The sequence below is a fragment of the Algoriphagus sp. A40 genome (assembly GCF_002002735.1).
In the GTDB taxonomy this organism is placed as follows: domain Bacteria; phylum Bacteroidota; class Bacteroidia; order Cytophagales; family Cyclobacteriaceae; genus Algoriphagus.
Genome location: NZ_MUNY01000059.1, coordinates 198,590 through 214,821 on the forward strand (window position 1 = coordinate 198,590; position 16,232 = coordinate 214,821).

A 16,232-nucleotide genomic window follows, 5' to 3' on the forward strand; every position below is an offset into this window, starting at 1 on the left:
TTTTCTACCCAAGTATTTTACTCAAAAGAAAAAATGATCTCTATGCCCCATTAAGCAGCATCCACGATGTCCCGAATTTATCACGGAGCATGGCAAATCGATTCGCAAAAAAAGTCTTTTCCAGCTTCATAAAAATTTCACCATCAGTGGAAAGCAGCCTATAGATTTCTTCTGTTTTCTCTGGCGTATCAATTCTAAGCGTCAAATAGGCGCTGCGCATGGGCTCGGCATTCACCACGTCGGCCCCCCTGACCAGAGTACCACCAATCTCAATGATTGCATGGAGGATTGGTCTCTCCCATTCTTTTGGGAAATGGGGAAGCTGTTGGGGATGGGGCATCATCATGGATATCTTTCCACCAAGATGCTCCTCGTAAAACCGGAAAGCTTTCTCGCAATGTCCCGGATAGTTGATATAGATATCAAGTTTCATCAATGGATCGGCATTCATGGCGTAATTTTTTTCTAAAATTCTCAGTGAGATTGAGTTCTCGATTCCAGGTTATCCGAACTCATAGAGTCCCTGCCCTACCCTAGATATCCAATAGTGCCGTGAGCTCATCGGAACTGATCGGCGCTGAGGTATGCTGATGGATCACTTTCCATCCCTCTTCAAATTTTAAGAATCCAAGGGTAATTCTATTCTTCATACTTCTTAAAACAGCACCTTCGCTTGAAATTGCCTGAAACAGAATCAAGGCACTCGCAAATCCCACATTTCCTGACTGATGGATTTTCACCATTTCAAATTCAACTTTAACTTTTTCTTCGCCCAACGAACCAAGCCAGTCTATGATGATCTTATTCCATTCTGATGGATTCGAAATGTAACCTTGATCCCACAAATCAAAAATAAGGGTATGCTCATCGTAAAGATTGATCATAGATGAGGTGTCCTTATCCCAGGCAGATTTTTGATAGATTTTGAAAAAGTCTTCAATTTCCATAAGTCAATTTTTATACTTTGATGGATGTTTTTGCAGTGCTGACTCCGATTCTAATCCTTGTTCGTGGCCAAGATATCAGGGCTTGATTTTATGATTTAAGTCCGCTATGATTTTTTCAAGCCGCTTAGTTAGAGTCTCTTCTGTCTTGGCGGTTTCTATCAATGCAACAATCTTCTTTTTATTACTTGGAGCGAGTGTGTCAAAAAACTCTTTTGCTATTTCATTGTCTTTAAGTCTGGCTGACAAAGTTTCAGGAAGTTCTACGGTTCGTGGTTGTTCGTCCAAATCGATATTGACTTCAACTGTTTCACCACCTACAACTTGAACATTTTTACGATGTTCACTGCTTAGAGGAATGAGGAATTTACCTTCCATTACCCCCACGGTGCTTCTGTATGAGTGGTTTTTGATTTCAACCAAAACAGGCGGCCGTTTACCTGCACCCAATTGCTCAATTACAGCTTCAGGAACTTCGATTCCCAAGTTGTTTCCTCTTTGAAAAATTGTTGTCTTAAATTTCATAACGCTTCGGTCTTCGGTCAACGGTCTTCCAGCACCAATTTTTATCATAAAAGTATCAGGAATACATCTAAAATCGAGTTGTCTAAACGACAAATTCAAGGCCGTTTGCGACACAATAGTTCAACCGTCGCAGGTTACCCATTAGCCGGTATGTCGCCGAGCAGGACACTACTGAGGCGCGAGCATCCTGTTGAGGGCAGTGTCCCAATGATCCAGGTTTCGAGGTACGTGATCCAAGTATTGATCTGCCGCAATTGGCCCGCTAGAATGCCGTGTTTACAACCGTTTTTCTATTTTAGAATAGAATAAGTTTACTATCAAAACACGAACCTATGCTTCTGAAAAATAAAAATGCCGTAATCTATGGCGTCTCCGATTCAATGGCCGGAGCATTTGGCCGTGCCTTTGCCAAGGAAGGCGCCAGCGTTTTTCTGACCGGCCGTTCCCTTGAAAAAGTAGAAAAAGTCGCGAATGAGATCATCGCAGCCGGTGGAAAAGCCGAAGCCGCACAGGTTGATGCCTTAAATGAAAAAGAAATTGCTGACCATCTGGGGACAGTGGTAGCAAAGGCCGGTACCGTTGATATTTCATTCAACGGAATTGGCGTTCAGGATATTCAGGATATTCCACTGATTGACATGTCCCTTGAAGATTTTGTGCGGCCAGTTGCCATTGCGATGCAAACGCAATTTCTGACCACCACCGCGGCAGGCAGAATCATGGTAAAGCAAGGATCCGGTGTCATTCTTTCACTCACCGCTACACCCGGTGGTATAGGATACCCGCTCGTGGGTGGCTTTGGCCCGGCATGCTGCGCGATCGAAGGTTTTTCAAGAGGTCTGGCAACTGAACTCGGGCCACATGGTGTCCGTGTGATCAATATCCGGTCGGCGGGATCTCCTGATTCACGTCCGTTTCGGGATGCTCTGGCCAATGATCCGGATGCGGTGCATGACTTTCTTACGAAGCTGGAAGACGATACCATGCTGAAACAATTGCCCATGATGGCCGACATTGCGAATGTGGCACTTTTTCTCGCTTCGGATTTAGCAGACAAGATCACCGGTGTGACGATCGATGTCACTGCAGGCACAACCAATGGGTTGAATTATAAAATTCCCGCAATTCCATTTGTCAGCTAGAGTTTGGGAGGCTTGAGCACTTGCTTCCGATTCAATTCAAAGACGAAACAGACGGCTCCGTTAAACTCTCTTTCTTCGATCTTTTCAAAACCCAACCTTTCATAAAACCGGTGCGCATCGGTGTTTGTCTTCAAAGGATCAATCAGAATCCCACTTACCGTAGGATTGCGAAAGCATCGTTCGATGGCAAGATTCATCATCATTGTTCCGTATCCCCTATTCAGGTTCTTTTCTTCACCTATCCAAATATCAATAGCTCTTTTATCCTGCCCGACTTCTCCCCAATATTGAGTTTCTTCAGTAAAAGGATCAATGATTTGCAAAAAGCCGATTGGTTCTCCATCCAGTTCGGCGATCAGCTGTTCTCTCCATTCCGGATTCCGGGTCAACTCTACTTCCCAGTTCCAGTCGTCATCCGGGTCACTGTCGATTACATGTTGCTTTGCGTCCCAATATTGGAGTAGTTCAAGGTCATCTATTGTAGCGGGTCTTAATGTTATCATTTTCTCCATTTTTATACTGACTACAAACAATGTCTGCCACGCGACGAATTGGCAATGAGAGGGATTTTTAGCACAAAAGTCAGCAGAATTGGCGCCATTGAACCTAGCAAAGTGGATGGCGGATTTGGGCAATAATTTGGAGTCAGTTGCTTCCCTGCCCAGAGTTTATTTCAAATTCCGCTCCTTTAGTAGCTGCTCCAATGCTTTGTCTTTTTTAGACCCATTAAACAATTTGTATGCAATAAACAGGGGAATCAGTGTAAGAAGTCCCCAACTGTTTTTTACAACACTGTAGATCACGACCCCAATCATAAATCCAATCAATCCCGCATTGAGTAGGGCCGAAGATTTCATCTTCTTTGCTTCGTCTAACAGCTCTTGATCTGTTAATTCTGACAACTCTTTTTCTTTCATTAAATAGGTTTTTATGTTTTCGCAAAAGGTCCGGAAGCAAAGAACCTGACCGATTTCCTTAAAAAAAAATTCGGAGCAGAGAGTGTAACCACTTTTCTTACAGGCTTTGCAAGCTGCACAAAATCTATCTGTGGTGCTCCCAATAATTAATACTCAATCCAATTCAGTAAAAATTACCTTTCCGTCACTTTCAATTTTGGAAACGTGTCGCATCGAATTAGTCGGATTCAAAGGAGTCCAATAGTCAGGGTACTTGATTCTTACCTCCTTGTTCGTTAATTCAGCTCGCATTTTCTCCAAATCCAGTCCTCTCTCAAGTCCTCGATTAACGTAGAATTCTGTGTCAAGTCCATTCAACTTAACTACAACATCCTTGGTACCTGCTTCATAAATCTCACTAACGGTCCCTTTCAAAATTAAGCAGTCTTTCTCCTCAGGGATGGGTACAGGCCGAAAAGCTAAAACTCCAAATCCGAGGAACAATAGCCCGATTATCATCATCCAATTTCCTTTCTTCATATTTCAGATAATTAATTTGTTAGCGGTCACTGATTGGCACTTTATAATTAGCTGATTACCATTGTTGGAATCTTATCCCTACCTGATTGTCTGCAATCGCAAATTCTTTGGCCCCCCAAGGTCTGCGCGTAACTTTATTTAGATTTGGGTGCAGAAGATGAGGATGTGAAGCCGATACTTTTTCAAAAACTTCTTCAATATTATCCGTCTCAAGTCTAAGCTCTGGATAATGTTCTTTAGCTAATTGCTCGTCCTGAAAAAGCATAATCCTTATTCCATTTTTTTCTAAAACACAATAAGGCTGTGAAGTCTTCAAATCTTTGTGAACAATTGAAAATTGCAGGCAGTCAACAAAAAGTTTTAGCCCGTCTGAAATGTCGATGTAGAAAACACTAGGCACTATCCTTGAAAAGTTCATTCTTACATTATTTAGTTCTACTGTCACATGGTAATTCTCAAAACCCCTCCTGGCCTACCTGAAAATACGGATTATTAAATCCCTCAACTAATCACCCGACTCGAAAGGAATGGCAGCCATTCCTCAGCCTGTCTTTCCGCATATTCCGCCAAAAAATAGGAAAGCGATGGCTTAAAGGGTTCAGATCTGAGAATCAGTCCTGCCTGCTCGGGGGTTTTATCGCCTTTGTTCACATTGCAGCGGTTGCAGGCCGTGATCAGATTGGTCCAGATGGTTTTGCCGCCTTTGGACTTGGGAATGATATGATCAATGGTGAGGTGTCTTTTGCTTCCACAATATTGGCACTCTCCATTGTCCCTCTTGAATAGATTGGTCCGGTTGAGCAAAACTCCCCGAAAAGGAATGGTTTTGTAATGGGTCAACCGGATCACAGCCGGATATTCAAAACTACGGCTGACCGTGCGGATTTGAAGCAGCTCGTAAGTGGAAAGGATGTTGGCTTTTTCCAAAAGGCAAAGCACGATGGCTTTGTGCACCGGCACGACTGCCACTGGAGAATGATCTAAATTCAGTACCAAAACCCGCTTTTCCATAACTTATCCCACTATCAATCTTGTGTCAAAAACGACCTGTTTACCGGTATTGTTCCTCAAAAAATCTTCCCATTCATCCAGATCCGACACTTTCATCTTGTTATCCATCCAAAGTATATTTTCTGCTCCCAAAAAAAGTCCAAAGTGGGACTCCTGTTTTTCCAAGTCCCTGAAAATAAACAAATCACCCGGAAGTGCCTCTTCCGGTGTCACACTTTTGCCGGGAATTTTCCCTGATTTCCAGGAATAGCCCGCTATCGCAAAGATCAGCGCAAATCCCTGCTCCTCATCCAATCCAAAAATACTCCTCCCGCCCGCCTGAAAAGGTGCATTGAGGAAACGAAGTCCGATCTCGGCCAACTCTTCGCGGTCCGCCTTGAGAATTTTGGGCCGGGAATTTCCTGTAAATCCGACATGGTCCTGCCAGTTGAAAAGCTCAAGTTCGGAAAAATGAAGCCGACTCCCGGGAAGAAGGTAAAGGCTGGATCCGAGGTATTCGATCGCAGCAATGGGGCTGGTCACGACTTGAAAATCCTGGTTGAGAAAGGTTTGGTATTCGTCTCCGGTGATCTCCTTGATGAGCGTGGCCCAAACCCAACCGCCCATTCCGGTGTCTTCGTGGTAAATCCGAAACCATTGCCGGTCGGAGGTCAAGCCGTTGATCTGATAACATTCTCCAAAAAGTAACTGGGTGACCAGCGCGGAATCAAAAGTTGGCTGGCGGTAAACCGGAAGGATAGTCTGGCGACATATCCCGTATGCATCAATCAAAGGCCATTCGCTGGAGCTCTCTTTTTGCATCTTTTTCCTTCAGGTCCTGACGTTTATCGTGGATTTTCTTTCCCCGTGCCAGCGCAATTTCCAGTTTGGCCAAACCACGGTCATTGATAAATATACGAACCGGAATGATTGCCAGCCCCTTTTCGGCTGACTTAGTTTCGAGCTTTTCCAATTCTTTTTTCTTCAAAAGCAGCTTGCGGTCCCGTACCGCCACATGATTGTAGCTCGCTGCCATGCTGTAGGGAGAAATGTGCATCTGCCGGATATAAAGCTCCCCATCCAAAAACAGGCAAAAAGCTTCAGTCAGGGAGACTTTGCTCTCCCGGATGGATTTGATTTCCGTTCCCGTCAGCATAATTCCGGTCACATAGGTATCTATGAACTCAAACTCAAAGCTTGCTTTCTTATTCTTGATGTTGACGGTTTTTTCGAAGCGGTTGGGCTTAGACATTTCAGATTTTCATTTTGGCCAAGGGAGTCACGTCGAGTCCGACAAACTCACCCTTGAGGTATTTGTAATGTGCTGCCATGGCAATCATGGCCGCATTATCAGTGCAGTATTCGAATTTGGGCACGTAGAGGTTCCATCCTTTTCGGCGGGCAAGTTCTCCCAAAGTCTCCCGCAAACCTGAGTTTGCAGATACTCCTCCGGCAATGGCAATTTCCCGAACTCCATACTGCTTCACGGCTTCCTTCAGCTTGATCAGCAGCATCTCAATCAGGGTATATTGGATGCTGGCGCAAAGGTCAGGCAGGTTTTCATCTATAAAAGCAGGATTTTCCTGCAGCTTATCCCGAAGGAAGTAAAGTACGGCGGTTTTAATTCCCGAGAAAGAATAATTCAACCCGGGCATGCGGGTAACCGGAAATTTGAAGGCTTTGGGATTTCCTTCATTGGCATACTTATCCACCAAAGGTCCACCCGGATAAGGCAATCCGAGGAGTTTGGCTGTCTTGTCAAAGGCCTCACCCACTGCATCATCCTGAGTTTCACCGATTACTTCCATTTGCAGGTGGCTTTTCACCAAGACCAATTGAGTATGTCCTCCGCTGACAGTCAGACAAATGAAGGGAAAAGCAGGTCGTGGATCTTCGATAAAATGCGCCAGAACATGCGCCTGCATGTGGTTCACATCGATCAGCGGAATCTCCAAAGACCGTGCAAAAGCCTTGGCGAAACTCACCCCAACCAGGAGAGATCCCATCAATCCCGGACCCCGTGTAAATGCAATAGCCGAAAGCTGATCTTTGGTGATTCCAGAACTCAAAATTGCCTCTTGGATCACAGGAATGAGGTTTTCTTGGTGTGCACGGGAGGCAAGCTCGGGAACTACTCCCCCATATTTTTCGTGCACGGATTGTGTGGCCACAATATTATTGAGTACTTTGCCATTTACTATAATGGAGGCAGAAGTCTCGTCACACGAGGATTCGATTGCTAGTATAGAAATATCGTTGGTACCCATTGGAAAAGAACGCGAAAGTTACGGATTTTTTGCACAAAGCTTTCCGAGTGCTGTTATGGGTGGTTTTCAGTTCTCTCCTTCTTTTGATTGCATTGGGATTGGCGCTGCAGGTCACCCCTGTACAGAATTGGCTGGTCGACAAAGTCACCGGCTACCTCAACGAGGATTCCAGCTTTAATACTGAGATCGGTAAAATAAAACTTTCTTGGTGGGATGCTCTGGAATTGGAAAATCTCTCCATCCGGGACCACAAAGACAGCCTGATGATCGGGGCAGATTTGGCTTATGTGGATTTTTCCCTCCTATCTCTGATACCTCCTGGGGACCCGACCATCGATGCGATCCGGCTCGAAAAAGCAAAGGTAAATCTACTTACGCATGCCGGGGATTCATCGATGAATATCAACCTCTGGGTTGATGAATTATCCGATCGCTTCGGATCCAAGGAAAAATCAAGCACAGAAACCAAGTTTTACATCAGTGCTGTCGAACTCAGGCAGGCCCAGTTTTCACTGATCAATTTCAATGCTGAACCTATTACCGAAGGCTTCGATTTTAACAGGTTGGTAGTAAAGGAAATTTCCGGAAACGCCACTGATTTTCGTTTGGAAAACTCCGAGATCGGCCTGGACATCAAGTTACTGACCGGGATGGAAAGCACCTCCGGACTGAAAATCCAGGAACTGAAAACCAAGCTGACCTATTCACCTGATTTTCTCGAACTGGATCAACTCAATCTGAGGTCAGAAAAAAGTCAAATCAAAAATTACATCCGCCTGGACTTGACCGGGCCTGAGGGATTTGCTGATTTTATTAATCAGGTCAAGCTGACAGCGAGGTTTGAGGAAACCAAAATCGATTTATTGGATCTTCGCCTTTTTGTGCCCTCGCTCCCTGAATTCGAGGATGAAATCTACCTGAGCGGTGAAGTCATGGGAGCGGTTTCGGACTTGAAATCCGATGAATTTCTGATCCGCTTGGGAGAAAAAACCGCTCTTTTTGGTGCATTTGAATTGGATGGCTTGCCAGATATCGACAAGACCTACATCAACCTTTCTCTGAAAAACTCGGTCGTATCCGCTCGGGATCTGGCACCTTATCTGACTCCCGAATTGGAAAAACAGATCAACAAGTTTAACCTTATTCGAATGGATGCGGATTTCACAGGACTTTTGAGCAGGTTTACTACGAATGGAAAATTCAGAACCAGCATCGGAGACCTTGACGGCAGGGTGAATTTTGACCTCGTCAATGGCATTCCCTCGATCGTTTCCCGCTTGCGGGTGAGTAATCTGGACATGGGAATTCTGGCAGAGGATCGGGATTTACTTCAAAAATTAAGTCTGAACGGAACGGTAAACTTCAAGGGAAATTCCGCAAAAAATGCGTTGGTCGACCTCGATGCCCAGATTTCCCAACTTGGAATCAATAACTACACCTACTCGAATATCAATACCGATGCAACCTATGGACTAAACCTATTTAGAGGCAATCTGACTATTGATGACCCAAACCTTAAAGCCCAGGCCAGAGGCTATTTCAATTTGGAGGAATCAGTAGATTCCGTCAGAATGGTCATACAGGTGGACACCCTGTTTCTGGATAAAATCAACCTAACCGAAACGCCAAGTTTCATCAGCGGCAAACTTGACATCGACACCAAAGGGATTAATCTGGATGACATCCAGGGAATCGCCAGATTTTCCAACATCAAAGCAGGCTACGAAGACCGGTTTTTGGATGTGGGAGATTTCTATTTCCAGTCCCTTTTTGCAGGTGGCACCCGCACACTGTCAGTCAACTCAGACTATGTGGTCGCAGCAGCCTCCGGTCAGTTTAATCTCGAACAAATGATGCGGGACCTGAATATGTTGGGAAGCCAGTACCTCGCCATTTTGATCAACGAGACCCAGCCTATTGCTGATTTGGAGAAAAACTTCTCTGAAACTTACAACTTGGATCTAAATGTCAGGTTGCAGAATCTGAACCCGATAATCCAACTTTTTCAGCCTGATCTTTCGATCTCCAAAAACACCATTTTGGAAGGGGCATTTTATCAAACACCGGAAAATACGGTATTCAATTTTTTCACCAGCATAGATACACTGACTTATCAAGGCAATACTGCTTTCGGAACCAATATTGACTTCAACACCTCCAAAATCATCAATAGCGCTGATATTTTGGCTTCTTTCTATGTGTATTCCAAAGAGCAACAAGTCGGAAATACACTTGGATTCAAAAATCTCGGTCTGGAAGCAATCTGGGATCAAAACAATCTGGACCTCAAGCTCAGCCTAGATCAGGATTCTACCCAAAGTAGGGCCAGAATTGAGGCAGAGACCCAGTTTTCGACCTCCGGCACCAAAGTTCATTTCAAGCCTTCGGTACTTCGGGTGCTGAGAAAGGATTGGGATTTTGACCCGGAAAATCAAATTCTGCTTTCCCAAGGGGAAATCACTTTTAGTAATTTCAATATTCTCAACCAAAGCCAATCTCTGGGCGTAGATGGCAAAATCAGCGAAAATCCCGATGAAGTCTTGGACATGATTTTCAATGGGGTCAGCATCGATTTCTTAAACACCATTACCGTTCAGGAGTTTTTGGGCACGGCTAATGGTGCATTTCATCTAAAAAACCTGATGGATAAGCCCATGATTGAAGGGGAATTGTTCGTTGACGACATGGAAATCAACCAATTTCCGATTGGGAATATTTCCGCCTCGGCCAATTTAAATGGTACAGACCTCATTTTGAATCTGGAAAATGAAATCAACGGTCAAAAGAAAATAGACGTCAACGGAATAATTGGATTTGAATATCAAAACCTGGATCTAGAAGCTGTAATGACAGAGGCCAACCTCGTGATTTTTGAGCCATTTCTATCCAAATACATCACCAACCTGGACGGGACTGTCACCGGAAATCTCCAAATCCGAGGCACCATGGATGTACCTGAAATTTTGGGAAGTGGAAGGATTGATGGCGGCAAGCTCCATATCAACTACCTCAATACCAATTACCGGGTGGATGGCAGCATTCTTTTTCAGCCCACCCAGGTCAGTTTCAGAGACTTGATTTTCAGGGATGTCAATGGCAACCGAGCGACTTTCACCGGTGGATTGAATCACACAGGGTTTGGCAATATATTCCTGGATATCAATTCCACCCTGAGCAACTTCCAGGTGATGAACACGACAGCAAAAGACAATGAGGTCTTTTATGGAACTGCTTTTGCCTCGGGCACCCTGGCGATCAAAGGCAGCACCACCAATCTGGACATCACCGCCAGGGCAACTACCCAAGCCAATACCCGGATTTATATTCCGCTCACCAGCAGCAATAACCAGTACCAAGAAGACTTCATCCAGATCATCAACATTCAGGATACGGTGCGGATCAAGCAGCTGGCAGAAGACCTCAACCGACTGGATATCGAGAATGTGAGAATGAATTTCATTTTGGACATCACTCCCGATGCCTTTGCCCAGATCATCATCGATCCGAAAACTGAAGAAAGTCTGGAAGCCAGAGGTCGCGGAGTTCTCACCATGAACATCGATACCCAAGGCAATTTTAACCTGACGGGTAACTATGAAATCACCCAGGGACAATACAATTTCTCGCTCTACAATGTCGTCAAAAGGGAATTCCGAATCGAACCCGGTGGACGGATCACCTGGTTTGGCGATCCGTATCAGGGTGTGATGAACCTCAAGGCAGTGTATGAAGAAAACATCTCGCTCCAACCCCTTCTATCCTCTTCTTCTGCCTCTGAAAACAGCCAAATGCGAAGAAGGTATCCACTCAAAGTGTTGATGGATTTGCAAGGTGAACTCCTGTCACCAGACATAGTCTTCAGCTTCGATTTTTCCGAATTTCCATCGAGCGGCGACGTGCAGACGACCATTTCTGCTTTCCAAAGCCGGGTAGCGGCAGATGAGCAGGAAATGAACCGGCAGGTTTTCTCTGTCATCATGACCCGAAACTTCTCACCTGAAGGTCAGTTTTCCGGCGTTTCTACGATTTCATCAAGCTTGGGGAATTTGCTATCCTCCCAGCTCAACAGCTTCATCGGCCAAATGGACAAAAACCTCGAAGTCAACATCGACCTGGCCACATTGGATGAAAATGCGCTCGAAAACTTCCAGCTGAGCGTAGCCTATACTTTCTTGGACGGAAGACTTCGCGTGTCAAGAGATGGTGGATTTACAGACAATCAGGGCAATGCCAGCGCGGCATCGATCATCGGAGATTGGCAGGCCGAATACCTGCTAACTGAAGACGGAGTATATCGCCTCCGGATCTTCAACCGAAACAATTATAACACTTTCACCTCCCTTTCTCTGACCCAAAACGTCCTGACTTATGGCGCCTCTGTCACCCAAAACGTTTCGTTCAACTCTTTTTCCGAGCTTTTCAAAAAAATCACCGGTAAGAAAAACAAAGACTTGAATGTCACGGATACCGATGAATTTCTGCGGGAGGAATACCAAGGTGAGGAAAACTGGAAACCACTGAATCTGGAAAATCTTCCTCCAAGAAGAGAACCTCCATTGCCAATTCCCGACAACTTTATCCTTCCTGAAGAAGATAATTAAAACATTTTGGAGGGCTGAATACTTTATTCCAATAAAGATTTCATGGAAAAAATCACCCTGTTTTGGTTTCGAAGAGACCTCAGACTGGAAGACAATACGGGACTTTTTTATGCACTTCAGCAGGAAAAAAACGTCCTCCCGCTTTTTATTTTTGACAGAAACATCCTCGAAAAGCTCGATGACAAGGCAGATGCCCGGGTGGAATTTATCCATACTCAATTGGCAGAAATCAAATCCAGATTGGAGCAAAAGGGAAGTTCTTTACTGATTAGGTTTGGGACTCCGGAGGAGGTTTTTCAGGAACTTTTGGAGAAATTTGATATTCAGACGGTGTACACCAATCGCGATTATGAGCCTTATGCCAAATCGCGGGATTCAAGAATTGACACGCTTTTGAAAGGCAACCGAATCTCATTTTTGGCCTTCAAAGATCAGGTCATTTTTGAGCCGGGAGAAATCCTGAACGGCTCTGGTGAGTTTTACAAAGTCTTCACCCCTTTCAGCCGAAATTGGCTGGAGAAATACAGGCAAACCAAGGTTCAAACCCTGGAAACGCCCAATTGGAAGAACCTTTTTAAAACCTCAGCTCTTCCAATGCCTTCATTGGAAGAAATTGGTTTTGAAAAAACAACTCTTCCCTTTCCTCCCAAAATCACTGACGAGGCTCTGATCAGCCATTACGATCAAACCCGGAATTTCCCCGCTCAAAACGGAACTACAAGGCTCGGAATCCACCTGCGGTTTGGTACGATTTCCGTCCGAAAACTGGCTCAAGTGGCAGCCCGACTAAATGAAACCTACCTCAATGAATTGATCTGGAGAGAGTTTTACATGATGATTCTGGCATTTAACCCGCAGGTGGTGGACAGGGCCTTCAAACCTGCCTACGACCGGATTCCTTGGAGAAACAACGCCGAAGAGTTTCAGGCATGGTGTGAGGGAAAGACCGGATATCCCATCGTGGATGCCGGCATGCGGGAACTCGACCAAACCGGCTACATGCACAACCGTGTCCGCATGATCGTGGCTTCTTTTCTGACCAAACACCTCCTGATCGACTGGAGATGGGGAGAGGCCTATTTTGCCAAAAAGCTATTGGACTTCGACCTGGCATCCAACAACGGTGGCTGGCAATGGGCCGCAGGCACCGGTACAGACGCCCAACCTTACTTCCGGATATTCAATCCCGACTCCCAAACGGAGAAATTTGACAGGGAATTGAAGTACATCAAAAAATGGATTCCTGAATTAGATACAATAAAGTATCCAAAACCCATTGTAGATCATAAATTTGCCCGGGCAAGAGCACTAGACACCTACAAAAAAGCCCTGGAACAATGAACGTCGGAGACAAAGTCAGATTACTACGTGGAAAAGAAGAAGGAATCGTAAGAAAAGTCTCCGCCAGCGGTCGGATAGAAGTGGAAATTGAGGACGGATTCATTATTCCAGCCATGAAATCTGAAGTGGTCATCATCGCCGAGGCGGAAAAAAGTTACTTCGGAGAAAATGCCGGAGTGACCAAAGAGCCAGAATCTCCGCTGCCTATTTCTGCTCCGAAAGATCAGGGACTTTACCTGGCTTTTCTCCCCATCAACGATCAGAATCTGAGTCTTTACCTGATCAACGACAGTCATCAGCCCTATTTGGCTCATACTTCGGAAGTCCATGGCGGAAATCAACGTACCCTTTTTGCAGGTGTTTTGAATCCCGGTGAAAGTAAAAAAATTGACGACCGCTTGATGAAGGAACTGGATGAGTGGCCTGCTTTTTTGCTCCGTTTCATCCCGATTCAAAACAAGCTGGAGAAGGCTATTTTGCCCTTTGAGCGACAGCTGAAAATGAAGGCAACCCAATTTTTCAAGCACCTCAGCAAGGCACCTATTCTGGGAAAAAATGTCTACCTCTTTGCCATGGAGCAGACAACCAAAGAACTGGACATCCGCAGCCTCAATGCAGAACTGAAAGAAATCACTCCCAAACCGGAGCCTGTGAAGACAGTAAAACCTCCACGGTCTATCGACCTCCACATTGAGCAGCTGCATCCCGACCCCGATAAACTGAGCAATGCTGAAAAAATGCGGATTCAAATGGAGGCATTTGAAAAGAACCTGAATCAGGCCATTGCATCAGGAATGGATGAGATCACCTTTATCCATGGTCTGGGCAACGGAATCCTCAAAAAAGAAATTCATAAGCGTCTAAGCCAATTAGGAAATATTAAGTACTTTCAGGACACTCAGAAAGACCAATGGGGCTATGGAGCTACCTTGGTGCGAATTTCCTAACCCATGCAAGCGAAGACTTCTCCGGTTTACCAGATTTTTGAGCAGCAGCACCAAGATGCCAAAATTCTTTTCCTGGCACTTGGGAAGCAGATAAAATCCAAAAAAGCGATTGAATTACAGACTAAGCTGGAGTTTTTGGAACTCTTTACAGATCTGATGGACAAAATCCATTTTGAAGATCAAAGCTTGGGATCAGACCTTTTTTTACCTTTCAAAACGCTTAAAAAGTCCCTTCGCAAAACCCACCATCTCAAGCTTGTTGGACGGAATCTGAAAGCCAGAAAAGCCAAATCGGAACTGGGATACGACAGTTACAAGGATTACCTGAGGGCACAAAAAAGAAAAATTCACAAGGAAGCCTTCGACCTGGTTGTGGGAAGTTCCCTCAAAACCTGGGATGATTTTCAGCAAAAAGCCCAACTTTCCAGCAAGGGAATCAAACCACTGATGATCAATACCGCCATCAATCAGCTGGTTCAGGAAGAACTCGAATTTCTCCATCACGATCTCAAAGCACCGCTTCAAAGTCAGGGCTTCAGGGATCTCTTCGAGAGTCTCCGTAAAATAATCATGCTGGAAAACCTTCTCATCCAGCTGGGTTTCAACCCGATTTTCGTCTCTTCCATCCATGACGAAATCGGACAACTCAAGGAAAACCTCAAACCATGGTATTCCAACCATCTCGCTTTTCAGACGCTTTCGGGTTTTTTGGCAGAAAAGGACAACATCTCCAAAAAATACATGGAATGGATCAAAGAGCTGAAGGAGGAAAAAATAAGCCTGTCTTCCGAGATCGAAAAACAGGCTTTTGAATTACTCAAAAAGGTATTGGTCTAATTCAGATACTTGAAAGCGCATTCGCCAGATCATTTTTCAGATCTTCGGCATCCTCCACTCCCACACTCAGGCGGATCAGTGAATCCACCAAACCGACTTTTTCTCTTTCTGCTTTTGGAATAGAAGCATGAGTCATCGAAGCCGGATGTCCACAAAGTGATTCCACTCCTCCAAGCGATTCTGCCAATGCAAAAAGCTGAAAACTTTCCATTACTCTTTTGGCATCCTCCAGACTGTTGCCTACCAAAGTAAAGGAGATCATTCCCCCAAAATCACGCATTTGCTTCTTTGCAATTTCATGGTTGGGATGGTCTTCGAATCCCGGCCAATAGACTTTCTCGACTTTTGGATGGTTTTTAAGATAGGCCGCAATGGTCTTTCCGTTTTGACAATGCCGCTCCATTCTCAAATGCAGGGTCTTGATTCCCCTCAGCACCAAAAAGCAATCTTGAGGTCCCGGAGTAGCACCGCAGGCATTTTGCAAAAAGGCCAGTCTGGAAGCCAATTCGTCGTCATTGACCACCAGTGCTCCCATCACCACATCGGAATGTCCTCCCAGGTATTTGGTGACAGAATGCATCACGATATCAGCTCCCATATCCAGTGGATTCTGAAGGTAAGGCGAGGCAAAAGTATTGTCCACTGCAAGCAGCAATCCATGCTTTTTGGAAAATGCAGCCATGGCCTTTAAGTCTATGATATTCATCATAGGATTGGTAGGTGTTTCTACCCAAACCATTCTGGTATTTTCATTGACATAAGCCGAAAGCCCCTCGGGATCTGCCATGGACACAAAATGGAATTTGATTCCATACCGCTCAAAAACCTTGGTGAAAAGCCGATAGGTACCGCCATACAAATCGCTGGTGGAGATGATCTCGTCACCGGGATTGAAGAGTTTTACGACCGAGTCAATCGCCCCAAGACCGGATGAAAAGCAAAGTCCGTGTTTGCCGTTTTCCAATGCAGCCAAGCTGTTTTGGAGAGCGGTGCGGGTAGGGTTGTGTGTGCGGCTATATTCATAGCCCAGGTGGTCACCAGGAGACTTTTGAACGTAGGTTGAAGTCTGGAAAATCGGCGTCATGATCGCCCCTGTAGATGGATCAGGGCTTACGCCTGCATGAATGGCTTTTGTACCAAATTTCATTTGCTTTGAGTTTATATTCTTTTTGCCAGGATAGTCGGATGAAGTGATTAAATAG

At 45.0% G+C, this 16,232-nt stretch carries 17 protein-coding genes; 5 read left to right on the plus strand and 12 right to left on the minus strand.

Translation table 11 applies throughout. The annotated features are described in order from the left end of the window. Positions 1-40: 40 nt before the first annotated feature. The 3 genes from B0E43_RS14380 to B0E43_RS14390 all read right to left on the minus strand — a co-directional run bounded on the left by B0E43_RS14380 (position 41) and on the right by B0E43_RS14390 (position 1,469). A complete protein-coding gene (locus B0E43_RS14380; protein WP_077350899.1) occupies positions 41-451 on the minus strand; it encodes a VOC family protein in 411 nt (136 codons plus the stop codon). 82 nt (positions 452-533) lie between these two features. Then, positions 534-947, minus strand: coding sequence for a nuclear transport factor 2 family protein (locus B0E43_RS14385; protein WP_077350901.1), 414 nt, complete (start codon positions 945-947; stop codon positions 534-536). 75 nt (positions 948-1,022) lie between these two features. Then, positions 1,023-1,469: a YdeI/OmpD-associated family protein gene (locus B0E43_RS14390; protein ID WP_254423432.1), complete on the minus strand. Its 447-nt coding sequence runs from the start codon at positions 1,467-1,469 to the stop codon at positions 1,023-1,025. Between the two features lie 332 nt (positions 1,470-1,801). Here B0E43_RS14390 and B0E43_RS14395 point away from each other — a divergent pair, with 332 nt between their 5' ends. Continuing rightward, complete coding sequence (locus B0E43_RS14395) at positions 1,802-2,611, plus strand: SDR family NAD(P)-dependent oxidoreductase (RefSeq protein ID WP_077350905.1); 810 nt, start codon at positions 1,802-1,804, stop codon at positions 2,609-2,611. Here B0E43_RS14395 and B0E43_RS14400 read toward each other — a convergent pair. The 8 genes from B0E43_RS14400 to tsaD all read right to left on the minus strand — a co-directional run bounded on the left by B0E43_RS14400 (position 2,608) and on the right by tsaD (position 7,304). After that, positions 2,608-3,114 carry a GNAT family N-acetyltransferase gene (locus B0E43_RS14400; RefSeq protein WP_077351077.1) on the minus strand — a complete coding sequence of 169 codons (507 nt, stop codon included), beginning with the start codon at positions 3,112-3,114 and terminating at the stop codon, positions 2,608-2,610. The genes B0E43_RS14395 and B0E43_RS14400 overlap by 4 nt on opposite strands. 165 nt (positions 3,115-3,279) lie before the next feature. Then, the gene (locus tag B0E43_RS14405; RefSeq protein WP_077350907.1) at positions 3,280-3,528 is read right to left on the minus strand and encodes an FUSC family protein; all 249 of its coding nucleotides are present in this window, start codon (positions 3,526-3,528) and stop codon (positions 3,280-3,282) included. 153 nt (positions 3,529-3,681) lie between these two features. Next, positions 3,682-4,047, minus strand: coding sequence for a hypothetical protein (locus tag B0E43_RS14410; RefSeq protein ID WP_077350909.1), 366 nt, complete (start codon positions 4,045-4,047; stop codon positions 3,682-3,684). 55 nt (positions 4,048-4,102) lie between these two features. After that, the gene (locus tag B0E43_RS14415; protein ID WP_139352775.1) at positions 4,103-4,465 is read right to left on the minus strand and encodes a hypothetical protein; all 363 of its coding nucleotides are present in this window, start codon (positions 4,463-4,465) and stop codon (positions 4,103-4,105) included. Positions 4,466-4,548: 83 nt separating this feature from the next. After that, positions 4,549-5,058, minus strand: coding sequence for an HNH endonuclease (locus B0E43_RS14420; RefSeq protein ID WP_077350913.1), 510 nt, complete (start codon positions 5,056-5,058; stop codon positions 4,549-4,551). A 3-nt stretch (positions 5,059-5,061) separates the two neighbouring features. Next, on the minus strand, positions 5,062-5,859 hold the full coding sequence (locus tag B0E43_RS14425; RefSeq protein ID WP_077350915.1) for a hypothetical protein: 798 nt from the start codon (positions 5,857-5,859) through the stop codon (positions 5,062-5,064). Continuing rightward, positions 5,822-6,289 carry an SsrA-binding protein SmpB gene (smpB, locus tag B0E43_RS14430; protein WP_077350917.1) on the minus strand — a complete coding sequence of 156 codons (468 nt, stop codon included), beginning with the start codon at positions 6,287-6,289 and terminating at the stop codon, positions 5,822-5,824. The genes B0E43_RS14425 and smpB overlap by 38 nt, the downstream gene beginning before the upstream one ends. A gap of 1 nt (position 6,290) precedes the next feature. Then, on the minus strand, positions 6,291-7,304 hold the full coding sequence (gene tsaD / locus B0E43_RS14435) for a tRNA (adenosine(37)-N6)-threonylcarbamoyltransferase complex transferase subunit TsaD (RefSeq protein WP_077350919.1): 1,014 nt from the start codon (positions 7,302-7,304) through the stop codon (positions 6,291-6,293). Between the two features lie 47 nt (positions 7,305-7,351). On the opposite strand from tsaD, the gene B0E43_RS14440 reads away from it, so the two are divergent. From B0E43_RS14440 to B0E43_RS14455, 4 genes are read left to right on the plus strand one after another with little or no spacing between them, the layout of a single operon-like run. Next, the gene (locus B0E43_RS14440; protein ID WP_254423433.1) at positions 7,352-11,905 is read left to right on the plus strand and encodes a translocation/assembly module TamB domain-containing protein; all 4,554 of its coding nucleotides are present in this window, start codon (positions 7,352-7,354) and stop codon (positions 11,903-11,905) included. Between the two features lie 42 nt (positions 11,906-11,947). Next, positions 11,948-13,246: a deoxyribodipyrimidine photo-lyase gene (locus B0E43_RS14445; protein ID WP_077350921.1), complete on the plus strand. Its 1,299-nt coding sequence runs from the start codon at positions 11,948-11,950 to the stop codon at positions 13,244-13,246. Continuing rightward, positions 13,243-14,193: a Smr/MutS family protein gene (locus B0E43_RS14450; protein WP_077350923.1), complete on the plus strand. Its 951-nt coding sequence runs from the start codon at positions 13,243-13,245 to the stop codon at positions 14,191-14,193. Before B0E43_RS14445 ends, B0E43_RS14450 begins: the two co-directional genes overlap by 4 nt. 3 nt (positions 14,194-14,196) lie before the next feature. Continuing rightward, entirely contained in the window at positions 14,197-15,030 is an 834-nt protein-coding gene (locus tag B0E43_RS14455; RefSeq protein WP_077350925.1) for a hypothetical protein, read from the plus strand. A 1-nt stretch (position 15,031) separates the two neighbouring features. Here the strand turns inward: B0E43_RS14455 and B0E43_RS14460 are convergent, their stop codons facing one another. Continuing rightward, on the minus strand, positions 15,032-16,192 hold the full coding sequence (locus tag B0E43_RS14460; RefSeq protein ID WP_256386929.1) for a cystathionine gamma-synthase: 1,161 nt from the start codon (positions 16,190-16,192) through the stop codon (positions 15,032-15,034). Between the last annotated feature and the right edge of the window lie 40 nt (positions 16,193-16,232).

Coding starts and splice junctions, on each gene's coding strand:
- B0E43_RS14380 (WP_077350899.1), bottom strand. CDS start 451: ATGAATGCCGATCCATTGATGAAACTTGATATCTATATCAACTATCCG.
- B0E43_RS14385 (WP_077350901.1), bottom strand. CDS start 947: ATGGAAATTGAAGACTTTTTCAAAATCTATCAAAAATCTGCCTGGGAT.
- B0E43_RS14390 (WP_254423432.1), bottom strand. CDS start 1,469: ATGAAATTTAAGACAACAATTTTTCAAAGAGGAAACAACTTGGGAATC.
- B0E43_RS14395 (WP_077350905.1), top strand. CDS start 1,802: ATGCTTCTGAAAAATAAAAATGCCGTAATCTATGGCGTCTCCGATTCA.
- B0E43_RS14400 (WP_077351077.1), bottom strand. CDS start 3,114: ATGATAACATTAAGACCCGCTACAATAGATGACCTTGAACTACTCCAA.
- B0E43_RS14405 (WP_077350907.1), bottom strand. CDS start 3,528: ATGAAAGAAAAAGAGTTGTCAGAATTAACAGATCAAGAGCTGTTAGAC.
- B0E43_RS14410 (WP_077350909.1), bottom strand. CDS start 4,047: ATGAAGAAAGGAAATTGGATGATGATAATCGGGCTATTGTTCCTCGGA.
- B0E43_RS14415 (WP_139352775.1), bottom strand. CDS start 4,465: ATGAACTTTTCAAGGATAGTGCCTAGTGTTTTCTACATCGACATTTCA.
- B0E43_RS14420 (WP_077350913.1), bottom strand. CDS start 5,058: ATGGAAAAGCGGGTTTTGGTACTGAATTTAGATCATTCTCCAGTGGCA.
- B0E43_RS14425 (WP_077350915.1), bottom strand. CDS start 5,859: ATGCAAAAAGAGAGCTCCAGCGAATGGCCTTTGATTGATGCATACGGG.
- smpB (WP_077350917.1), bottom strand. CDS start 6,289: ATGTCTAAGCCCAACCGCTTCGAAAAAACCGTCAACATCAAGAATAAG.
- tsaD (WP_077350919.1), bottom strand. CDS start 7,304: ATGGGTACCAACGATATTTCTATACTAGCAATCGAATCCTCGTGTGAC.
- B0E43_RS14445 (WP_077350921.1), top strand. CDS start 11,948: ATGGAAAAAATCACCCTGTTTTGGTTTCGAAGAGACCTCAGACTGGAA.
- B0E43_RS14450 (WP_077350923.1), top strand. CDS start 13,243: ATGAACGTCGGAGACAAAGTCAGATTACTACGTGGAAAAGAAGAAGGA.
- B0E43_RS14455 (WP_077350925.1), top strand. CDS start 14,197: ATGCAAGCGAAGACTTCTCCGGTTTACCAGATTTTTGAGCAGCAGCAC.